Below are 14,813 nucleotides of genomic sequence, written 5' to 3' on the forward strand. Positions count from 1 at the left end.
GTCGGCGTTCCTGTTGGCTGGACCAGTACTTCGCGCTGTACGTTGGCGCACCACTTCGGCCGCCGGGTGAGCTCGACCAGTTCTCGAAGAAGCCGTCAATTCCTGCACCAACCCCAGCTGTCCCGAGGCACTGGGAATCAGGTCCGGGCCAGTGACAACCAGCGTTATCGAGCCATCGATTCCCGGCCGGCTCCTGCCAACGCTCTGTCAGGATGTTCTTCCCCTGCACCGTGTCCTGCGATCCGAACTGATGTTTCCCTTGTGCACCATAGGTTTCCATCTGTGCTCGTGGCGTGCCAGGTGCTCCGATCTTCACCGGAACACCACGGTCCTGAGCTGTGCCCGCCGTGAGTCGTGCTTGCCGTCAGGGCGCCTGCCCTGAACCCACCGGCAGTGAGTCGCGTCGGCCTTGAGCTGGGCCGCGCTCTAGCCCCGGGGCTCGCCGCTGCCGTTCCAGCGGTTCCCGGTTGGACTTGATCGCTCCCGTTCCCGCCTGGTCCAGTTCCTCGGCCTGGAGCGAATGTTCGCGTCGGGGTCGGGCAGTCACTGCGTGTGCACGTCGGGTTGAGGTCGGGTGCCAGTCATGACCCGAGCGCTGTGCGGTGGTCGGCGACTCGTGCTCCTTGTCGTCGGCGTCCTGGTGCCGTCGCCCCCAGATGCGGGAGGCCGAGCAGTCACGGTTGGGTGCTGCCCGGGTGATCCGTCCGTCCGCGATGAGGCTGTCGCACGGAAATGCCGCCGGTCCGGGTGGGATCGGCGGCATTTGTGGTGTCCGTGGCGCAGTGTCAAACGTTGTTGCCGGTCAGGCACCGTCTTCCCACGGGCGTTGGCGACGCGGGGGTTCCCGGCGCGGCGCGCGCGGCCGGCCGGGGGGCGGCTCGTCCCCGCGCGGCCTGCGACGGGGCGGCGGTTCACCGCGGGGGTCGCGCCGGCGCGGGTCGCCTTCCGGCGGCCGTGGACGGCCGGGCGGCGGAGGCTTGCGTCCGCCGCGAACGTTCGGGTCCACGGGTTCCCGCCGGGGACGGGCAGCGGGGTCTGCCGGTGGGCGTGGCCGACGCGGAGGGGGGCCGTCGAGGCCGCGCTCGCGCGGATCGCGGCGGGAACTGCCGGGCGGCGGAGGCGTCTGCCCGGTGCGTCCGGCCGGCGGCCGGTTGCGGGGCCGGGCGGGCGTCTCGTCCCCGCGGTCGCGTGGTGGTTTGCCGTCCTTGAGCTTGACCGGGGCGTTCGGGTCGCGTTCGCGGTAGATGCGGAAGAAGCCGAACAGCAGTGTGACGCCGGTGGTGACTGCCATCGTCGGGAAGCCGTTGATGAGCGGGGTCCCGACGTTCAGCAGCTTCGACAGCGTGTCACTGCCGCCGGAACCACCGCCGGTGACGAGCACCACACCGGGCACAGTGACGGCCAGTACCAGCGGCGGCTGCACCATCGGACCGAACAGGGCCCGTCTCTGCACCGCGCCGACTGCGATCACGGCCCCGAGGAAATAGCCCGCCTTGAAGACGAAATCGAGGCTGCCCTTGGTCTCCTCGTCGATGATGGCGCCGAGCACGGCCAAGCCGAAACCCACGAGCACGGCCGCCCACCAGGACAGTCCGCGCCTTGCGCCGACAACGAGACGCTCGTCCCAGGGCACGGGAGTGTCATCGGCATCAGGATCGCTCTGGCGATCGCGTATCGCGGTCACGTCGCACACCGTAGCCCGTACTTGTCACGATCTTGCTGGCACTGTCGAACACAGCACCCAGCCGCCACCCGACCGCATGATCTCTCGCCCGGTCGAGTGGTACCCAGCGTGTCAGCGGGCCGGTCCGTTCCGCCGTGAGACTGGCCCGTGGACCAGACCTCTGACCAGCACTCATACCGGTGGTATGTGCCGGTGAGGCACTTCGTCGCCCGCTGCGCACCCCGGCTGTGCGCCCTCGGACTTCCCCGGCGGAAGCCCGCCCAGCGCATTCGGCACACCGTGAACTTGACCGAGAATTAACGTGGTACCGCGGTTCAACCGGCGAATAATCGTGCCCGCGAGATGCCGTAATCGTGCCCGTTCGAACGTTCCGACGCCCCCAACCGCCCCCCAGCCGCCGCGCTGCGACTGGACATTTACCCGACAGCTTCCGTCAGAACGCCCGACCCGACAGCCGCCGCCGCACAGCCGCACGAAAGAAGACGTCGTTCCTCACGCGCCCATGCCGCAACGGCCAACACCAAGCCGATCTTCACGGATGCCCATCCCTGAACCGCCCGACGCCCGACGCCCGACGCCCGACGCCCGACGCCCGACGCCCGACGCCCGACGCCCGACGCCCGACGCCCGACGCCCGACGCCCGACGCCCAACGCCCAACGCCCAACGCCCAACGCCCAACGCCCAACGCCCAACGCCCAACGCCCAACGCACGAGTCTCGTACTGCTCCGCTCGCCTTGTGCAAGCCGGTCCTGCGAACCGTGGCACGTCCACGCTCGCCAGGTCAGCGAATCCCCAGCCGGTGGATCCGTCGCCCCAAGCCTTCGCGGCAACGAACAGACCTCCGCGGTGGTGACTCGCATCTCCGTGGCAGAGAAGCCCACACCACTGCGACGTGAACGCCCCGGCAGTGAAGTCCGGCACGCTCGAAGTACCAGCCCCTGGCCGCGAGCCTCCAGGCGGCAGAGCCCATCTCCATCCCTGAAGCCGGCTCCGTACCCTAGCCCATTCGCACAGCCCTCTTGCTCGCGGAGCGTGCGTCCGCATGGCCCGAGCCCATCCGCGCGGCGCAACCCGTCCACAGCAGGCAGGCTCCGTCCACGGCAGGCAGGCTCCATCCACGCAGCGTCGTGACCGGCCCATCGCGCGCCAAGCCGACGCGGGCGGCCGGATGCCGGTCCTCAGCTCGCGGCCACTTCATCCCCCTTTCGCAGTTGCGGTACCGGTGCCGGGCTGCCTGACGCGTCGGTGAGTGGCGCGACCGTCGCGCGGAACGACTCCAGCGCTTCCAGTTCGCGACGGCGAGCGGACACGAAGCGCTGCAGATGGGTGGTGGACAGGTTGAGTGCCTCCACCGCGTTCCCCGCCGCCCGGTGCGCGGCGGCCGCCCCGGCGCGGACTTGCTCCACGTCCTCCACCAACGCCCGATCGCTTGCTGCAAACAACGCCGCCGACGCGAGCACCCCGAAACCTGTCGGTCCACAAAGGAATACCCGACGGTCGATGAGCCAGCGCAACAACTCCGGGTCGGTGTCGAGCGCGGCGGCCACGGCCGCGTCGGACGGGACGAACATGATGGTGCCGTAGATCGCGTCTGCCCAGCGTTGGTATCCCTTGCCTGCCAGCTCCGCCGCACGGGAGCGCAGCTGCCGGACGTGGACGCGCAACGCGTCGAGCCGTTCCTCCGGGTCGTCGGTCTCGACCGCCTCCGCCCAGATGGCCATGCTCGCCTTCGCATCGACCGGTACCGCCCGGCCGCCGCCGACGTTCAGCACCAGGTCGGGTTTTGCGCTCCCGCCGCCGGCGAGATCGGTTTGGAGCGTGAAGTGCAGCCCCTCCCGCAATCCCAGTGCCCGAGCGGTTTCCACCAGTACCTGTTCGCCGAGTTCGCCCCTGCCGTGGATCGACGCGAACGCCACTTCGTACCGCCGCAGCGCGAGCTGTTGCTGATCGCCCTTCGCGCGCTCCGCCGCGACCAGCCGCGCAGCCGCGTCGGCCCGGCGCATCCCGTCTTTGTACAGCCGCCACAGCAGGGCGACCGCGACGCACAGGAGCAGCGCGAGCACGACGGCCGCGGTGGTGATCACCGTCTCCACCCGGGCCTCCTCTCCCTAGGGGTGTCGGTCGAGGAGACATCATGGCGGACCGCACCGACAAAAACCGGCGCCGTCCGTCGTGCTGCGTAGCTGACCAGCCAGTTCACCGGTTCGAGCGACGGCGTGTCCATCCGCCTCGATTGGATTAGTACACACGTTCGAGTGGAGCATCGGCGTGCCTGCGGCATTTCGTCGGTCCTGGCTCCTAACGTGGTCGTCGTGAGAGTCCTCCACACTTCCGACTGGCACCTCGGCCGCACGTTCCACGGCGCCGATCTGCTCACCGAACAGGAGGCCCTCCTCACGCACATCGCCGGCCTCGTCGAGCGCGAGGCGGTCGACGTCGTGGTGGTGGCCGGCGACATCTACGACCGCGCGGTGCCCTCCGCCGAGGCGGTCCGGGTTGCCACGGCCGCGCTGGCCGGTATCCGCCGTGCCGGCGCGGAGCTGGTGATCACGCCGGGCAACCACGATTCCGCGGCACGGCTGGGCGCGTTCGCGGACTTCGCGGCGGCGGGCGGACTGCACATGCGCGCGACGGTCCGCGGGATCGCCGATCCCGTGCTGATCGAGGACGAGCACGGTCCGGTGGCGTTCTACGGCTTGCCCTATCTCGAACCCGAGCCGTCGCGGCATGCGCTGGGCGTACCGGAGGCGCGTGGGCACACCGGAGTGCTGAGCGAGGCGATGCGCAGGGTGCGTACCGATCTGGCCGGTCGCGCCGGCACGCGGTCGGTGGTGCTGGCGCACGCATTCGTCACCGGAGGCGCGGCCAGTGAGTCGGAGCGCACCATCGCGGTGGGCGGTGTCGAGCAGGTGCCGGGCTCGGTGTTCGACGGCGTGGACTACGTCGCACTCGGTCATCTGCACGGTCCGCAGACGCTCGCCGAACACCTCCGGTACTCCGGAAGTCCGCTCGCCTACTCGTTTTCCGAGGCAAGGCAACGGAAATCGGTCTGGCTCGTGGATCTCGACGCCGCTGGGCTGGCCGCCGTGCGCAGGCACGAGCTGCCGGTCCCGCGGCCGCTGGCCACGCTCGCCGGAGAGCTCGCCGCACTCCTCGCGGATCCGGACCACGAGCAATGGCGTGAGCACTTCCTTTCGGTCACCATCACCGACCGGGTGCGTCCGGTCGATGCGATGCGCCGGTTGCGGGAGCGTTTTCCCTATGCGGTGCACATGGATTGGCATCCGGAAGGCGGAGTCGCCGACGCGGAGTTGAAATACGCGGACGCAGTGCGCGGCCGCTCCGACATCGAGATCGCGCGGAGTTTCCTCGACGACTGCCGCGGTGCTCCGCCCAACGAACGCGAGGAACGACTCGTGCACCTCGCGCTCGAAGCGGCGAATCGGGCGGCGGTGGCGAAGCTGTGAGACTGCATCGGCTGGAAGTGGAGGCGTTCGGGCCGTACGCGCAGCGCGAGACAGTGGACTTCGACGCACTCGGCGCGGACGGTCTGTTCCTGCTCCACGGCGACACCGGCGCGGGCAAAACCACGCTGCTCGACGCGATCGCTTTCGCGCTGTTCGGGGTGGTCCCTGGTGCGCGCGGGGACGTCAAACGGCTGCGTTGCGACCTTGCCGAGCCTGAGCGGCACACCGAGGTCGTGCTGGAGCTGACGGTGCAGGGCCAGCGGTTGCGGATCGTGCGGAGCCCGGAGTACGCGCGGCCGAAGAAGCGCGGCGCCGGAGTCACCACGCAGCAGGCCAGGGTCTCGCTGACCTGGATCGGTGAGCCACCGGCCGGGTTGCCACCCGACGGACTGATCCGGATCGACGAGGTCGCGCGCACGGTAGAGCGGCTGCTGGGCATGACCGCCGCGCAGTTCTTCCAGGTCGTGCTGCTGCCGCAGGGCGAGTTCGCGAAATTCCTGCGCAGCGACACCACCGAGCGCGAGAAGCTGCTGGAACGGTTGTTCGGGACAGAGCGGTTTTCCGACGTCGAGCGCTGGTTCGCCGAGCTGCGGGCCGAGCGTGGCCGGGCGTTGGAGAAAAAGCAGCTGGAGGTGCGCGAGCTGCTCGCCCGCTATGCGCAGGAGGCCCAGCAAGAACCGCCGGAGGACGGACAGGCGGAGTGGGTCGACGCGCTGCTCGCGGAGGTTGCCGCACGCGCTGAGGTGGTCGAAACCGAAGCGGCACAAGCACGTTCGGCGGCCGCGACGGCGGATGTCGTGGTGCGGGAAGCCGAGGAGGCGGCAGAAAAGGTACGTCGCGTTCGTACCGCGCACACGCGGCTGGCGCAGATCGCGGACCAGGCGGGAGAGCGTGCCGAATGGGCCGAGGAGATCGCGGCCGCACGACGGGCGGGGGCGGTGGCACCCGAAGTCGAGCTGCTGGAGCGGCGCACCGGCGAACTCGCGGACGCTCAGGTGATCGAGGCCGACCGTACCCGTGACGTCGCCGAAATGGGGTTCGACGCAGTCGGGCTCGCCGTGGCCGACCTGCGCGAGCGCGCGGGCTCACTACGGGAGGAGGCCGGTGCGCTCGCCGAACTGGCTGCCGAAGCCCGGCAGCAGCAGATAGACGAACAACACCGCGCGGAGCGGAACAAGGCGGCCGAGGAAGCAGCCAGGCGAGCCACGGAGTTCGCCGAGCAGCTGAAGGAGTTGCCCGAACGGCTCACCGCGGCCCGGAGCGCAGCAGTCTCGGCCGGTGAAGCGGCAGCCAAGCTGGACGGCGCCGGAGCTCGGGTGGAGGAGCTGGCGGTGCTGGCCAAGGCGGCCGAGGAGCTGCCTGCGGCCGAGGCTCGGGTCGAGCGTGGCGAGGTGAAGCTGCGCGAGGCCGTCGATGCACACCAGGCGGCTCGGCAGCGGCGGCTGGACCTGCGCGAGCGTCGGCTGGAGGGGATGGCGGCCGAGCTGGCGTCCGGGCTGGCGGAAGGCGCGCCGTGCCCGGTGTGCGGCTCGGCGGACCACCCGGCGCCGGCGAACCACGAGGCGCGGCTGGTGGATCCGGCCGAGGAACGTGCCGCGGAGGAGGCTGAACAGCAGGCTTCGACGATGCGGCAGCGGGTGGTTTCCGCGTTGGAGGAAGTGAAGGCCAGGGCTGAGGCACTCCGGGAACGGCTGGACGGGCGTACCGCGGAATCGGTGGCGGCGAAGCTGGCCGAGGCTCGTGCGGTTGCTGCGGAGCTGGCGGAACGGGCGCGGCACCAGGACCGGCTCACCCGCCAGGTCACCGATCTGGAGCAGCAGGTGGAGAAGCTGGGCGAGCGGCACCGGCTGGCCGAACGGGCGGTCACCGAGGCGACCGGCGAAGTCCGTGCGCTGGAAGAGCGGCTCGCCGAACGTGAGCAACGGCTGCGCGCCGGCCGGGGCGAATTCCCGGACGTTCCGGCACGGCGGCAGCACCTGCTCACCGTCGCGGGCGCCTTCGACCAGACCGCCGAGGCCCGCACCGCGCTCGCCGGTGCCGAGTCCCGGCTGGCCGAACAGCGGGATCTTGTCGAGATCTCGTTGCACGCCAAAGGGTTCTCCACGCTCGAACAGATGCGGGCCGCGGTGCGTTCCGACGAGCAGGTCGCGAAACTCGAACAGGGTCTCGCCGAGGCCGAGGCGATGGCGGCGGGTGCACGGGAACTGCTCGCGCAACCGGAGCTGTTCGGGATTTCACCGGACGACGTCGTGGAGGTCGCGCCCAAGGCCGAAGCGGCGAAGGTCGCGCGTGCGCGTGCGGACACGGCGTATGCGGCACAGCAATCGGTGACCGCCCAGCACCGAGAGCTGGCGAAGCTGGCCGGCCGGATGGGCAAGGCGCTGACCGAACTGGCTCCGGTCGAGGAGGAGTACGCAGAGCTGCGCGCGCTGTCCGAAGTGGTCAATGGACGTGGGCAGAACGCGCGGAAGATGTCGTTGCGCTCGTATGTCCTCGCCGCTCGGCTCGAGGAAGTCGCGCTTGCGGCGACCGCCCGGCTGCGCACGATGAGCCAGGGCCGGTACTCGTTCGTGCACTCGGACGCGGCCGGTGCCCGTGGCACCCGCGGCGGCCTGGGACTCGACGTGCTGGACGACTACTCCGGCGCTGTCCGGCCGGCGAAGACCCTCTCGGGTGGCGAGTCGTTCCTCGCGTCGCTCTCACTCGCGCTCGGCCTTGCCGACGTCGTCGCCGGTGAGACCGGAGGAGCGCTACTCGACACGCTCTTCGTGGACGAGGGCTTCGGCACCCTCGACGCCGAGACGCTCGACGTGGTGATGAACATCCTCGACGAACTCCGCGCCGGCGGACGCGTGGTCGGCCTGGTGTCCCACGTCGAGGAACTGCGCCAACGCATCCCCACCCGCCTGCGGGTGCGAAAGGCGCGCACCGGCTCGACCGTGGAGCTGAGCATGGCCTGACGAGAACAGCGCGGGACGCTGATTACGCGGGACTGCCTGGGCCGAGCAGGACCTGCCCGAGGAGCCAGCCTGCACCGCAAGCCGAGCGGCGGACACCGCAGGACTGGACGGTCTCGGTGCTGGCGTCGGCCGTCCCGGCATCGTCGAGGGCGGTGCTGGACGGCGGTGGTGCCGACGGTTTCGTTCCGGAGTTGTCTGACTGCGGCGTTGCACACGGTCTCGCCGACTGTGGTGCCGGGCGTCTGTGGTGCCGACGGTTTCGTTGGGGGAACCGTCCGACTGCAGCGGTGCTCAGCCGGCGTCGTTGCGGAAGTCCTTGGACCGCAGGTTTGTGTGCGAGGCTCGCTGAGGCAATCTGCGGATCCTCGCCTTCCGGCCTACTGGTGGGAGTCGTCTGGTGGTGACCTTGCTCCGAGGCCGGCGGCGGGCTGGAGCAAGGTCGGCGGTAGTTGCCGCCTGCATCTCTGACGTCTCCGGCCGGGACGTACCAGCGTCGGCGGTGGTGTGATTGGTGGGAGGTGTCTGTGGTTGACCTGCGGGGCTGCGGCTGGTTGGTGAGAACCGCGGTTGGCTGACGGGATGCGTGGGCGGTCGGGGCCTGCGGTTGGCTGACGGTGGCTATGGCTGCGGCTGCGGCTGCGGCTGGCCGGAGGGTGCTGCGACGGCGGGGAAAGCCTTCGTCCGGACGAACGGTGCCGCGCTCGGTCGGGGCCGGTGCTCGGTTGGGCGACACCACGCTTGGTCGGCGGTGCTCAGACGAACGGTGCCGGGCTCGGTTGGCGGTGCTCTGTCGGGTGGCGCTGCGCTCGGTCGGGGCGGTGCTGCGTTCGTCCGGGCGAACGGTGCCTCGTTCGGTCGGTGGTGCCGTTCGGGTTGGGTGGTGCCGTTCGGTTGGGTGGGGCGGCGCTTGGTTGGGTGCGGCCGCGCTTGGTTGGGCGGTCGTCGGCTTGGCGGACGGGGTTGGTCGGTGGAGGGGTTGGGCTGGTCCGGGGATGTGGAGCGTGTGGAGGATCGGGGTTGGGCGGGGGTGGCCGGAAAACGCCGTGCGGCCCGGGTCAGGCGGTTTGTTCGTGGTTCAGCAGCCAGCGCTTGGTGTCCGTGCCCCAGCGGAAGTTGCCTGGGGCGCCGCCGGTGCGGATTACTCGGTGGCAGGGGACGAAGAGGGCCGCGGCGTTGCGGGCGCAGGCTGAGGCGGCGGCGCGGACTGCGGCGGGGTTGCCGGTCAGCGTGGCGTATTCGGCGTAGCTCACCGGGCTGCCTGCGGGGACCTTGCGCAGCATGTCCCAGGCGTGCTCGCGGAAGGCGCCGGAGCGTTGCCGGACCTCGATGTCCGCGGTGACATCCAGGTCGCCGGCGTGGTAGCGGCGCACGGCGGTCGTCACGGGGCCGAGGTCTCGGCGTTCGGTCAGCGTGGCGGGCGCCAGTGCGGGGGAGATGAGGGACGTCAGTTCGGTGACGTCGGCTGTCCAGCCTGAGGCGAGTACCGCCCCGTCACCCGCCACGACGGCGGTGAACGGGCCGACTTTGGTATCCGAAGTGGACCAAAAAGCAGTGCTCACGAGAATTCTCCTCAAACGGTGTGACTGGCGAGAGTGCGGAGGTACATGCCGGCATACGAGCTCCACGGCTGCCATCCGCGCGCGGACGTCGCGAGATCGATGCCCAGGGTGCCGGCGCCCTGGCGGACGGCGGGGTCGGCGCTCAGCAGCACATCGGGCGCGCCCAGCAGGCGCATCACGACGTAGTCCGCGGCCGCCGGGCTGACGCCGCCGGTCAGCAGCTCGTCGCGCAGCTCGTCCGGATCGCGGCCGACGTGCGGGTCGAGGGTGCCCTCGGCAAGGGCCGCGGCGACCCTCCTGACCAACGGGTCCACGTCCGCTTCGGCGACGGTTGCCGGGGTCGGGAACAGCCTGGTGAGCGCGTCCATCGGCGAACCGTCCGAACGGGACGGTTCCCGGTCCGCCGACGCCGCGCGGCGCCGGACCGGAAACCGGCCGGTCGGTGCCCCGGCCACCGGAGCCGGCTTGCTTACGGTTGCGTCGGGCGGGACCGGGCCGCGCGCAGTTTCCGCTGCCGGGGTCGGGGCGCCGGTGAGCTGCGTCGTGGGAGTCGGTCGGCTGGTGAGTGTGCCGGGCGGGATTGGACCGCGTGCGGATCCGGTTGCTGGGGTTGGGTCGCCGGCAGGTCCGGCTGCTGGGACTGGGTCGCTCTCGAGACTGGTCGTCGGAGCCGGGTTGCTTGCAGGCGCGTCCGCCGGTGCCGGACCGCCCACGGGAGCTGGGCGGGCTGCCGGGGTCGGGGCGCCGGTGAGCTGCGTCGTTGGAGCCGGACCGCGTGTGGTTGTGCCGGGCGGGATCGGACCGCGTGCGGATCCGGTTGCCAGGACCGGCTCGCCGGCAGGTCCGGTTGCTGGGGTTGGGTCGCTGGCGGGGTGGGCTGTCGGGGTTGGCAGGCCCGGGGGGCCGGCTGTCGAGGACGGGTCGCCTGCAGGGCTGGCTGTCGGGGTTGGACGGCGTGCTGGTCCGGCTGCCGGGACCGAATCGCGTGCAGGGCTGGTTGCGGAGGCTGGATCGTCGGCGCGGTTGGGGGCTGGGGGCGGTCCGGTCAGCGGGGTGGCTGCCGGGGCCGGGCTGCCTGCGGGTTCGGTTGCTGGGGTGGCTGGCGAGATGGGTTCGCCGAGGGTGGCGACGTCGGCGGCGGCATTGCCGAGCAAGGTGCGCAGCAGGACTTCCGGTCCGTCGACCGCGCCTGGTACTCGGACGCCTGGTGACGCGGAGATCAGCGGCGCGAGTGCCTTGTCTGCGGCGAGGGTGCGGGCCACTGCTTCCGGGTCGGCGTCCAGGTCGAGCAGGCGGCGGACTCGGGCGACGGCGCTGCCCAGGTCACGCAGGTCGGTCAGGGCCAGGTCGCAGCGTACGTGGTCGGGCTGCGGGTGAACCCACACCGAACCCGGGCCGTGTGGCAGCCGCAGGGTGCGGCCGTAACCGGTCAGTGTCGTGCCGCCCTCGGTTGCTTCGATACCCGGCAGCGCGCGCGAAGCGTGGTAACGCAGCACGCTTTGCGCGTCGAACGGGGCGCGGAACGGCAGGCGCAGGCACAGTCTCGTTGCGCTGCTCGGTTCGTCGTGGCGTCCGCGGCGGAGGCTGGCCGCCCGCAGTTGTGACGGGGTGGTGGCGAACACTTCGCGAATGGTCTCGTTGAACTGCCGGACGCTCGAGAACCCGGCGGCGAACGCGACGTCGGTGAGGGACAGCTGCGACATCTCGATCAACAGTCGCGCGGAGTGTGCGCGGTGGGCGCGCGCGAGGGCGAGCGGGCCGGCGCCCAGTTCGGTGGTCAGCACCCGGCCGAGCTGGCGTTCCGAATAGCCGAGCCGCCGAGCCAAGCCCGGCACGCCTTCGCGTTCGACGAGACCGTCGGAGATCAGCCGCATCGCGCGGGCGGCCAGGTCGGCGCGGACGTTCCAGTCCGGCGATCCCGGCACGGCGTCGGGAAGGCAACGGCGGCACGCGCGGTAGCCACCGGCCTGCGCTGCGGCTGACGTCGGGAAGAAGCGGACGTTCTGTGCCTTCGGCGTGAGCGCCGGGCACGACGGTCGGCAGTAGATCCCGGTGGTGCGCACGGCCATGATGAACTGGCCGTCGAACCGCTGGTCGCGGGCGGTGACAGCGCGGTAGCAGCGCTCGGTGTCCTGCCAGACCGGGGTGCTCGTGGGGGCCATGACGTCGATGATGCCAGCAGGTGGGGGGACTGACTGGCGGGAATCCGACACGACGGTGCGACCGTGGCACTCGGTCGGGCGACGGTCAGGCGGCGGCCGGGCGGGCGAGTGCCGGGGTCGCGCTGGCCGGGTCGGCGAGCGTGGGTGCACGGCACGTAGACTTACCCGCCGTGAGTCTCACCCTCGGTATCGTCGGCCTGCCCAACGTCGGCAAGTCCACCCTGTTCAACGCGCTGACCCGCAATGACGTGCTCGCCGCGAACTACCCGTTCGCCACGATCGAGCCGAACGTCGGGGTGGTGCCGCTGCCGGATCCGCGGCTGGCCGAGCTGGCCGAGCTGTTCTCCTCGGAGAAGACGGTGCCGGCCGTGGTGTCCTTTGTGGATATCGCGGGGATCGTGCAGGGTGCCTCCGAGGGGGCCGGGCTCGGCAACAAGTTCCTGGCCAACATCCGTGAGGCCAACGCGATCTGCCAGGTCATCCGGGTGTTCGATGATCCGGACGTGGTGCACGTGGACGGCCGGATCGACCCCTCGAGCGACATCGAGACGATCAACACCGAGCTGATCCTCGCCGATCTGCAGACGCTGGAGAAGGCGCTGCCGCGGCTGGAGAAGGAGGCCCGGACGAAGAAGGAGGCCCGGCCGGCGCTGGAGAACGCCCAGCGGGCCAAGGAGATCCTCGATTCCGGGCGCACGCTGTTCCAGTCGCAGAAGGAGATCGACACCGAAGCGCTGCGGGAACTGAGCCTGCTCACGACGAAGCCGTTCCTCTACGTCTTCAACGCCGACGAGCCCGTGCTCACCGACGAGGCGCGCCGCGCGGAGCTGACGAAACTGGTCGCGCCCGCCGACGCGGTGTTCCTCGACGCGAAGGTGGAGGCCGAACTGCTCGAACTGGACGACGAGGAATCCGTGCGCGAGCTGCTGGAATCCGTCGGTCAGCCGGAGCCGGGCCTGAACGCGCTGGCCCGCGCCGGATTCCACACCCTCGGCCTGCAGACCTACCTCACCGCGGGCCCCAAGGAATCGCGTGCCTGGACCGTTCCGCAGGGCGCCACCGCCCCGCAGGCCGCGGGCGTCATCCACACCGACTTCGAACGCGGCTTCATCAAGGCCGAGATCGTCTCCTACGACGACCTGATCGCAGCGGGCTCGATGGCCGCAGCCCGAGCCGCCGGAAAGGTCCGGATGGAAGGCAAGGACTACGTGATGTCCGACGGTGACGTGGTGGAGTTCCGCTTCAACGTCTGACTGCCGGCGCTGGTCCGGCGGATCGGCGCTGCCGGTGTCAGGACCATCGCCGCCAGGCGGGGCGAGGAAGGTGTCGCGGTCGTCTGTCGGGGGATTCGAGCCGGGGTTCGGCGGGTGCGTGTGCGGGCTGAACGCCTCGGCGTCGTGCCGCATCTTGATCCATTTCAGCGGGTGAGCGAGGTGCGGGGCAGACTTCGTGACCTGGAGGGGCAAAAGGCGGGCCAAGGTTGTTGCCGGGTTACTCCATTCGCCGCGAAGCTCCCTTCACTGAATTCGGACGACCGAACATCACGCGGAGGAGTGGCTCGACATGAAGTCAGCAGGAAGGGGCGCACCGGCGTTCATCACGACGGCTGCCGCACTGGGGCTCAGTGTGCTTGCCATGGTGGGGACGACCTCGGTGGCGGAGGCTGCTTCGGCGGAGTTCCGGCTGTGCAACACCACCACGGCTTACAAGGTGCGGGTGGAGGTCGACGGTCACAACACCGATTGGACCGTCGCCGGTGCCGCGTGCGTGACCACGCAGGCTTCGACCGGTACGCAGTTTGTCCTGCGGATCAGGAAAGAGCAGGGCAACAAGTTCGAAGAGCGGGTCGGCGCGCGGGGAACCACGGAGGCGGCAGGTAACACGGCCGTGAACACCTTCAACGACTTTGACTCGTTCAAATACGACCAGGCGCGGTACTGAGAACGAATACCGCGAAATCGGTTCGAGAACGAACTGGGGCGCGGGAACCGATGTTCGCCGTATGAGGCACGGTGCGGGCTGAAGGAATCTATTCGGCCGACGAGCAACGTGGTCGCGGCAGTGGGCGCAACGCGGACCGGTCACGCCTGACGGCGACCGGAACCTTCGGCGGTGAAGGGGGCTTCCAGGATCCTGGAAGCCCCCTTCACCGTGAGCGAGGGGCGGGGGTGATCAGCCGAGCAGGCCGAGCACCACGATCGCAGTCAAGGTGAGGGCCGTGGAAAATACCGCGATCCAGGCGTGCTGGGAGACGGTGACCTGGGCGGAGGAGCTGTTCATGGCGTGTCCTCGGGCGTGAAGTGACGATTCCGCAGGGTTAGCGCCTTGATCATGCCCGGTGTTACTGCCTGTGCTCGAGATCACGCCGATTGCGTACGGTGTGCCAGAGCACCCCACCCGCGACGGCCACCATCAGGCCGAACGACACCGTGCCCACCACGATCGCCTGCAGCATTTCCGATCCTCCTGAACGTGCGGTCCGCTTTGCCTGGGTGACGCACCGGGAGGTCGTTCGTGTTGCCGTGGTAGCAGAGGTCACAGCTGATCAGCGGGACGCCAGCACCTCGTCGATCTGCCGCGCGAGTGCGAAGTCCTTCTCCGTGAGACCGCCCTCGGAGTGGGTACTCAGCCGGAAGGTCAACGTCCGCCAGCGGATGTCGATGTCCGGGTGGTGCTCGGCCGCCTCGGCGAGCTCGGCCACCCGGTCGACCACCTCGATCGCCGCCGGGAACGAGGAGAGCTCGGCGGTGCGGACGATGGTGTCGTCCGCGCGATGCCAGCCGGACAGGGTGGTCAGTGCCTCGTCGGCCGCGGTGTTGCTCAGGAGTTTCGTCATCACTCCATGGTGTCGGCTACGCTGCGAAGTTGCCACGGGAGTCCGGCACGCCGGACTGAGAGGCGGGCGCTACCGGTCCGCGACCGTTCGCACCTGATTCCGGGTAATGCCGGCGCAGGGAGGCCTACCGCTCTCCTTGTCC

9 protein-coding genes, 1 pseudogene and 1 riboswitch are annotated in these 14,813 nt (G+C 70.1%); of the genes and pseudogenes, 5 read left to right on the forward strand and 5 right to left on the reverse strand.

Features of this window, described 5'->3' with window-relative positions:
• Nucleotides 1-802: 802 nt before the first annotated feature.
• Complete coding sequence (locus ABD793_RS31825; protein WP_344866752.1) at nt 803-1,684, reverse strand: DUF6542 domain-containing protein; 882 nt, start codon at nt 1,682-1,684, stop codon at nt 803-805.
• Nucleotides 1,685-2,037: 353 nt separating this feature from the next.
• Between ABD793_RS31825 and ABD793_RS42850 the strand changes: the two genes are divergently transcribed.
• Complete coding sequence (locus ABD793_RS42850; protein ID WP_425548801.1) at nt 2,038-2,583, forward strand: hypothetical protein; 546 nt, start codon at nt 2,038-2,040, stop codon at nt 2,581-2,583.
• A gap of 282 nt (nt 2,584-2,865) precedes the next feature.
• Here the strand turns inward: ABD793_RS42850 and rmuC are convergent, their stop codons facing one another.
• Entirely contained in the window at nt 2,866-3,780 is a 915-nt protein-coding gene (gene rmuC, locus ABD793_RS31830; protein WP_344866754.1) for a DNA recombination protein RmuC, read from the reverse strand.
• 219 nt (nt 3,781-3,999) lie between these two features.
• Between rmuC and ABD793_RS31835 the strand changes: the two genes are divergently transcribed.
• A complete protein-coding gene (locus ABD793_RS31835) occupies nt 4,000-5,154 on the forward strand; it encodes a metallophosphoesterase family protein (protein WP_344866756.1) in 1,155 nt (384 codons plus the stop codon).
• Entirely contained in the window at nt 5,151-8,114 is a 2,964-nt protein-coding gene (locus ABD793_RS31840; protein ID WP_344866758.1) for an AAA family ATPase, read from the forward strand. The genes ABD793_RS31835 and ABD793_RS31840 overlap by 4 nt, the downstream gene beginning before the upstream one ends.
• Before the next feature lie 1,055 nt (nt 8,115-9,169).
• Here ABD793_RS31840 and ABD793_RS31845 read toward each other — a convergent pair.
• Nucleotides 9,170-9,673 carry a methylated-DNA--[protein]-cysteine S-methyltransferase gene (locus ABD793_RS31845; protein ID WP_344866760.1) on the reverse strand — a complete coding sequence of 168 codons (504 nt, stop codon included), beginning with the start codon at nt 9,671-9,673 and terminating at the stop codon, nt 9,170-9,172.
• A gap of 1,106 nt (nt 9,674-10,779) precedes the next feature.
• Nucleotides 10,780-11,835, reverse strand: a pseudogene (locus ABD793_RS42855) (bifunctional transcriptional activator/DNA repair enzyme AdaA); the annotation flags it as partial.
• A gap of 170 nt (nt 11,836-12,005) precedes the next feature.
• On the opposite strand from ABD793_RS42855, the gene ychF reads away from it, so the two are divergent.
• Together ychF and ABD793_RS31860 are read left to right on the forward strand one after the other, a co-directional pair.
• Complete coding sequence (gene ychF / locus ABD793_RS31855; protein ID WP_344866764.1) at nt 12,006-13,088, forward strand: redox-regulated ATPase YchF; 1,083 nt, start codon at nt 12,006-12,008, stop codon at nt 13,086-13,088.
• 382 nt (nt 13,089-13,470) lie between these two features.
• The gene (locus tag ABD793_RS31860) at nt 13,471-13,776 is read left to right on the forward strand and encodes a hypothetical protein (RefSeq protein ID WP_344866766.1); all 306 of its coding nucleotides are present in this window, start codon (nt 13,471-13,473) and stop codon (nt 13,774-13,776) included.
• Between the two features lie 604 nt (nt 13,777-14,380).
• Here the strand turns inward: ABD793_RS31860 and ABD793_RS31865 are convergent.
• Nucleotides 14,381-14,671 (reverse strand): 4a-hydroxytetrahydrobiopterin dehydratase, encoded by a 291-nt coding sequence (locus tag ABD793_RS31865; RefSeq protein WP_344866768.1) that lies wholly within the window; start codon nt 14,669-14,671, stop codon nt 14,381-14,383.
• Nucleotides 14,672-14,695: 24 nt separating this feature from the next.
• Nucleotides 14,696-14,809: riboswitch (TPP riboswitch) on the forward strand.
• Nucleotides 14,810-14,813: the final 4 nt, after the last annotated feature.

It is taken from the genome of Amycolatopsis ultiminotia, assembly GCF_039536925.1.
Taxonomy (GTDB): Bacteria; Actinomycetota; Actinomycetes; order Mycobacteriales; family Pseudonocardiaceae; genus Amycolatopsis; species Amycolatopsis ultiminotia.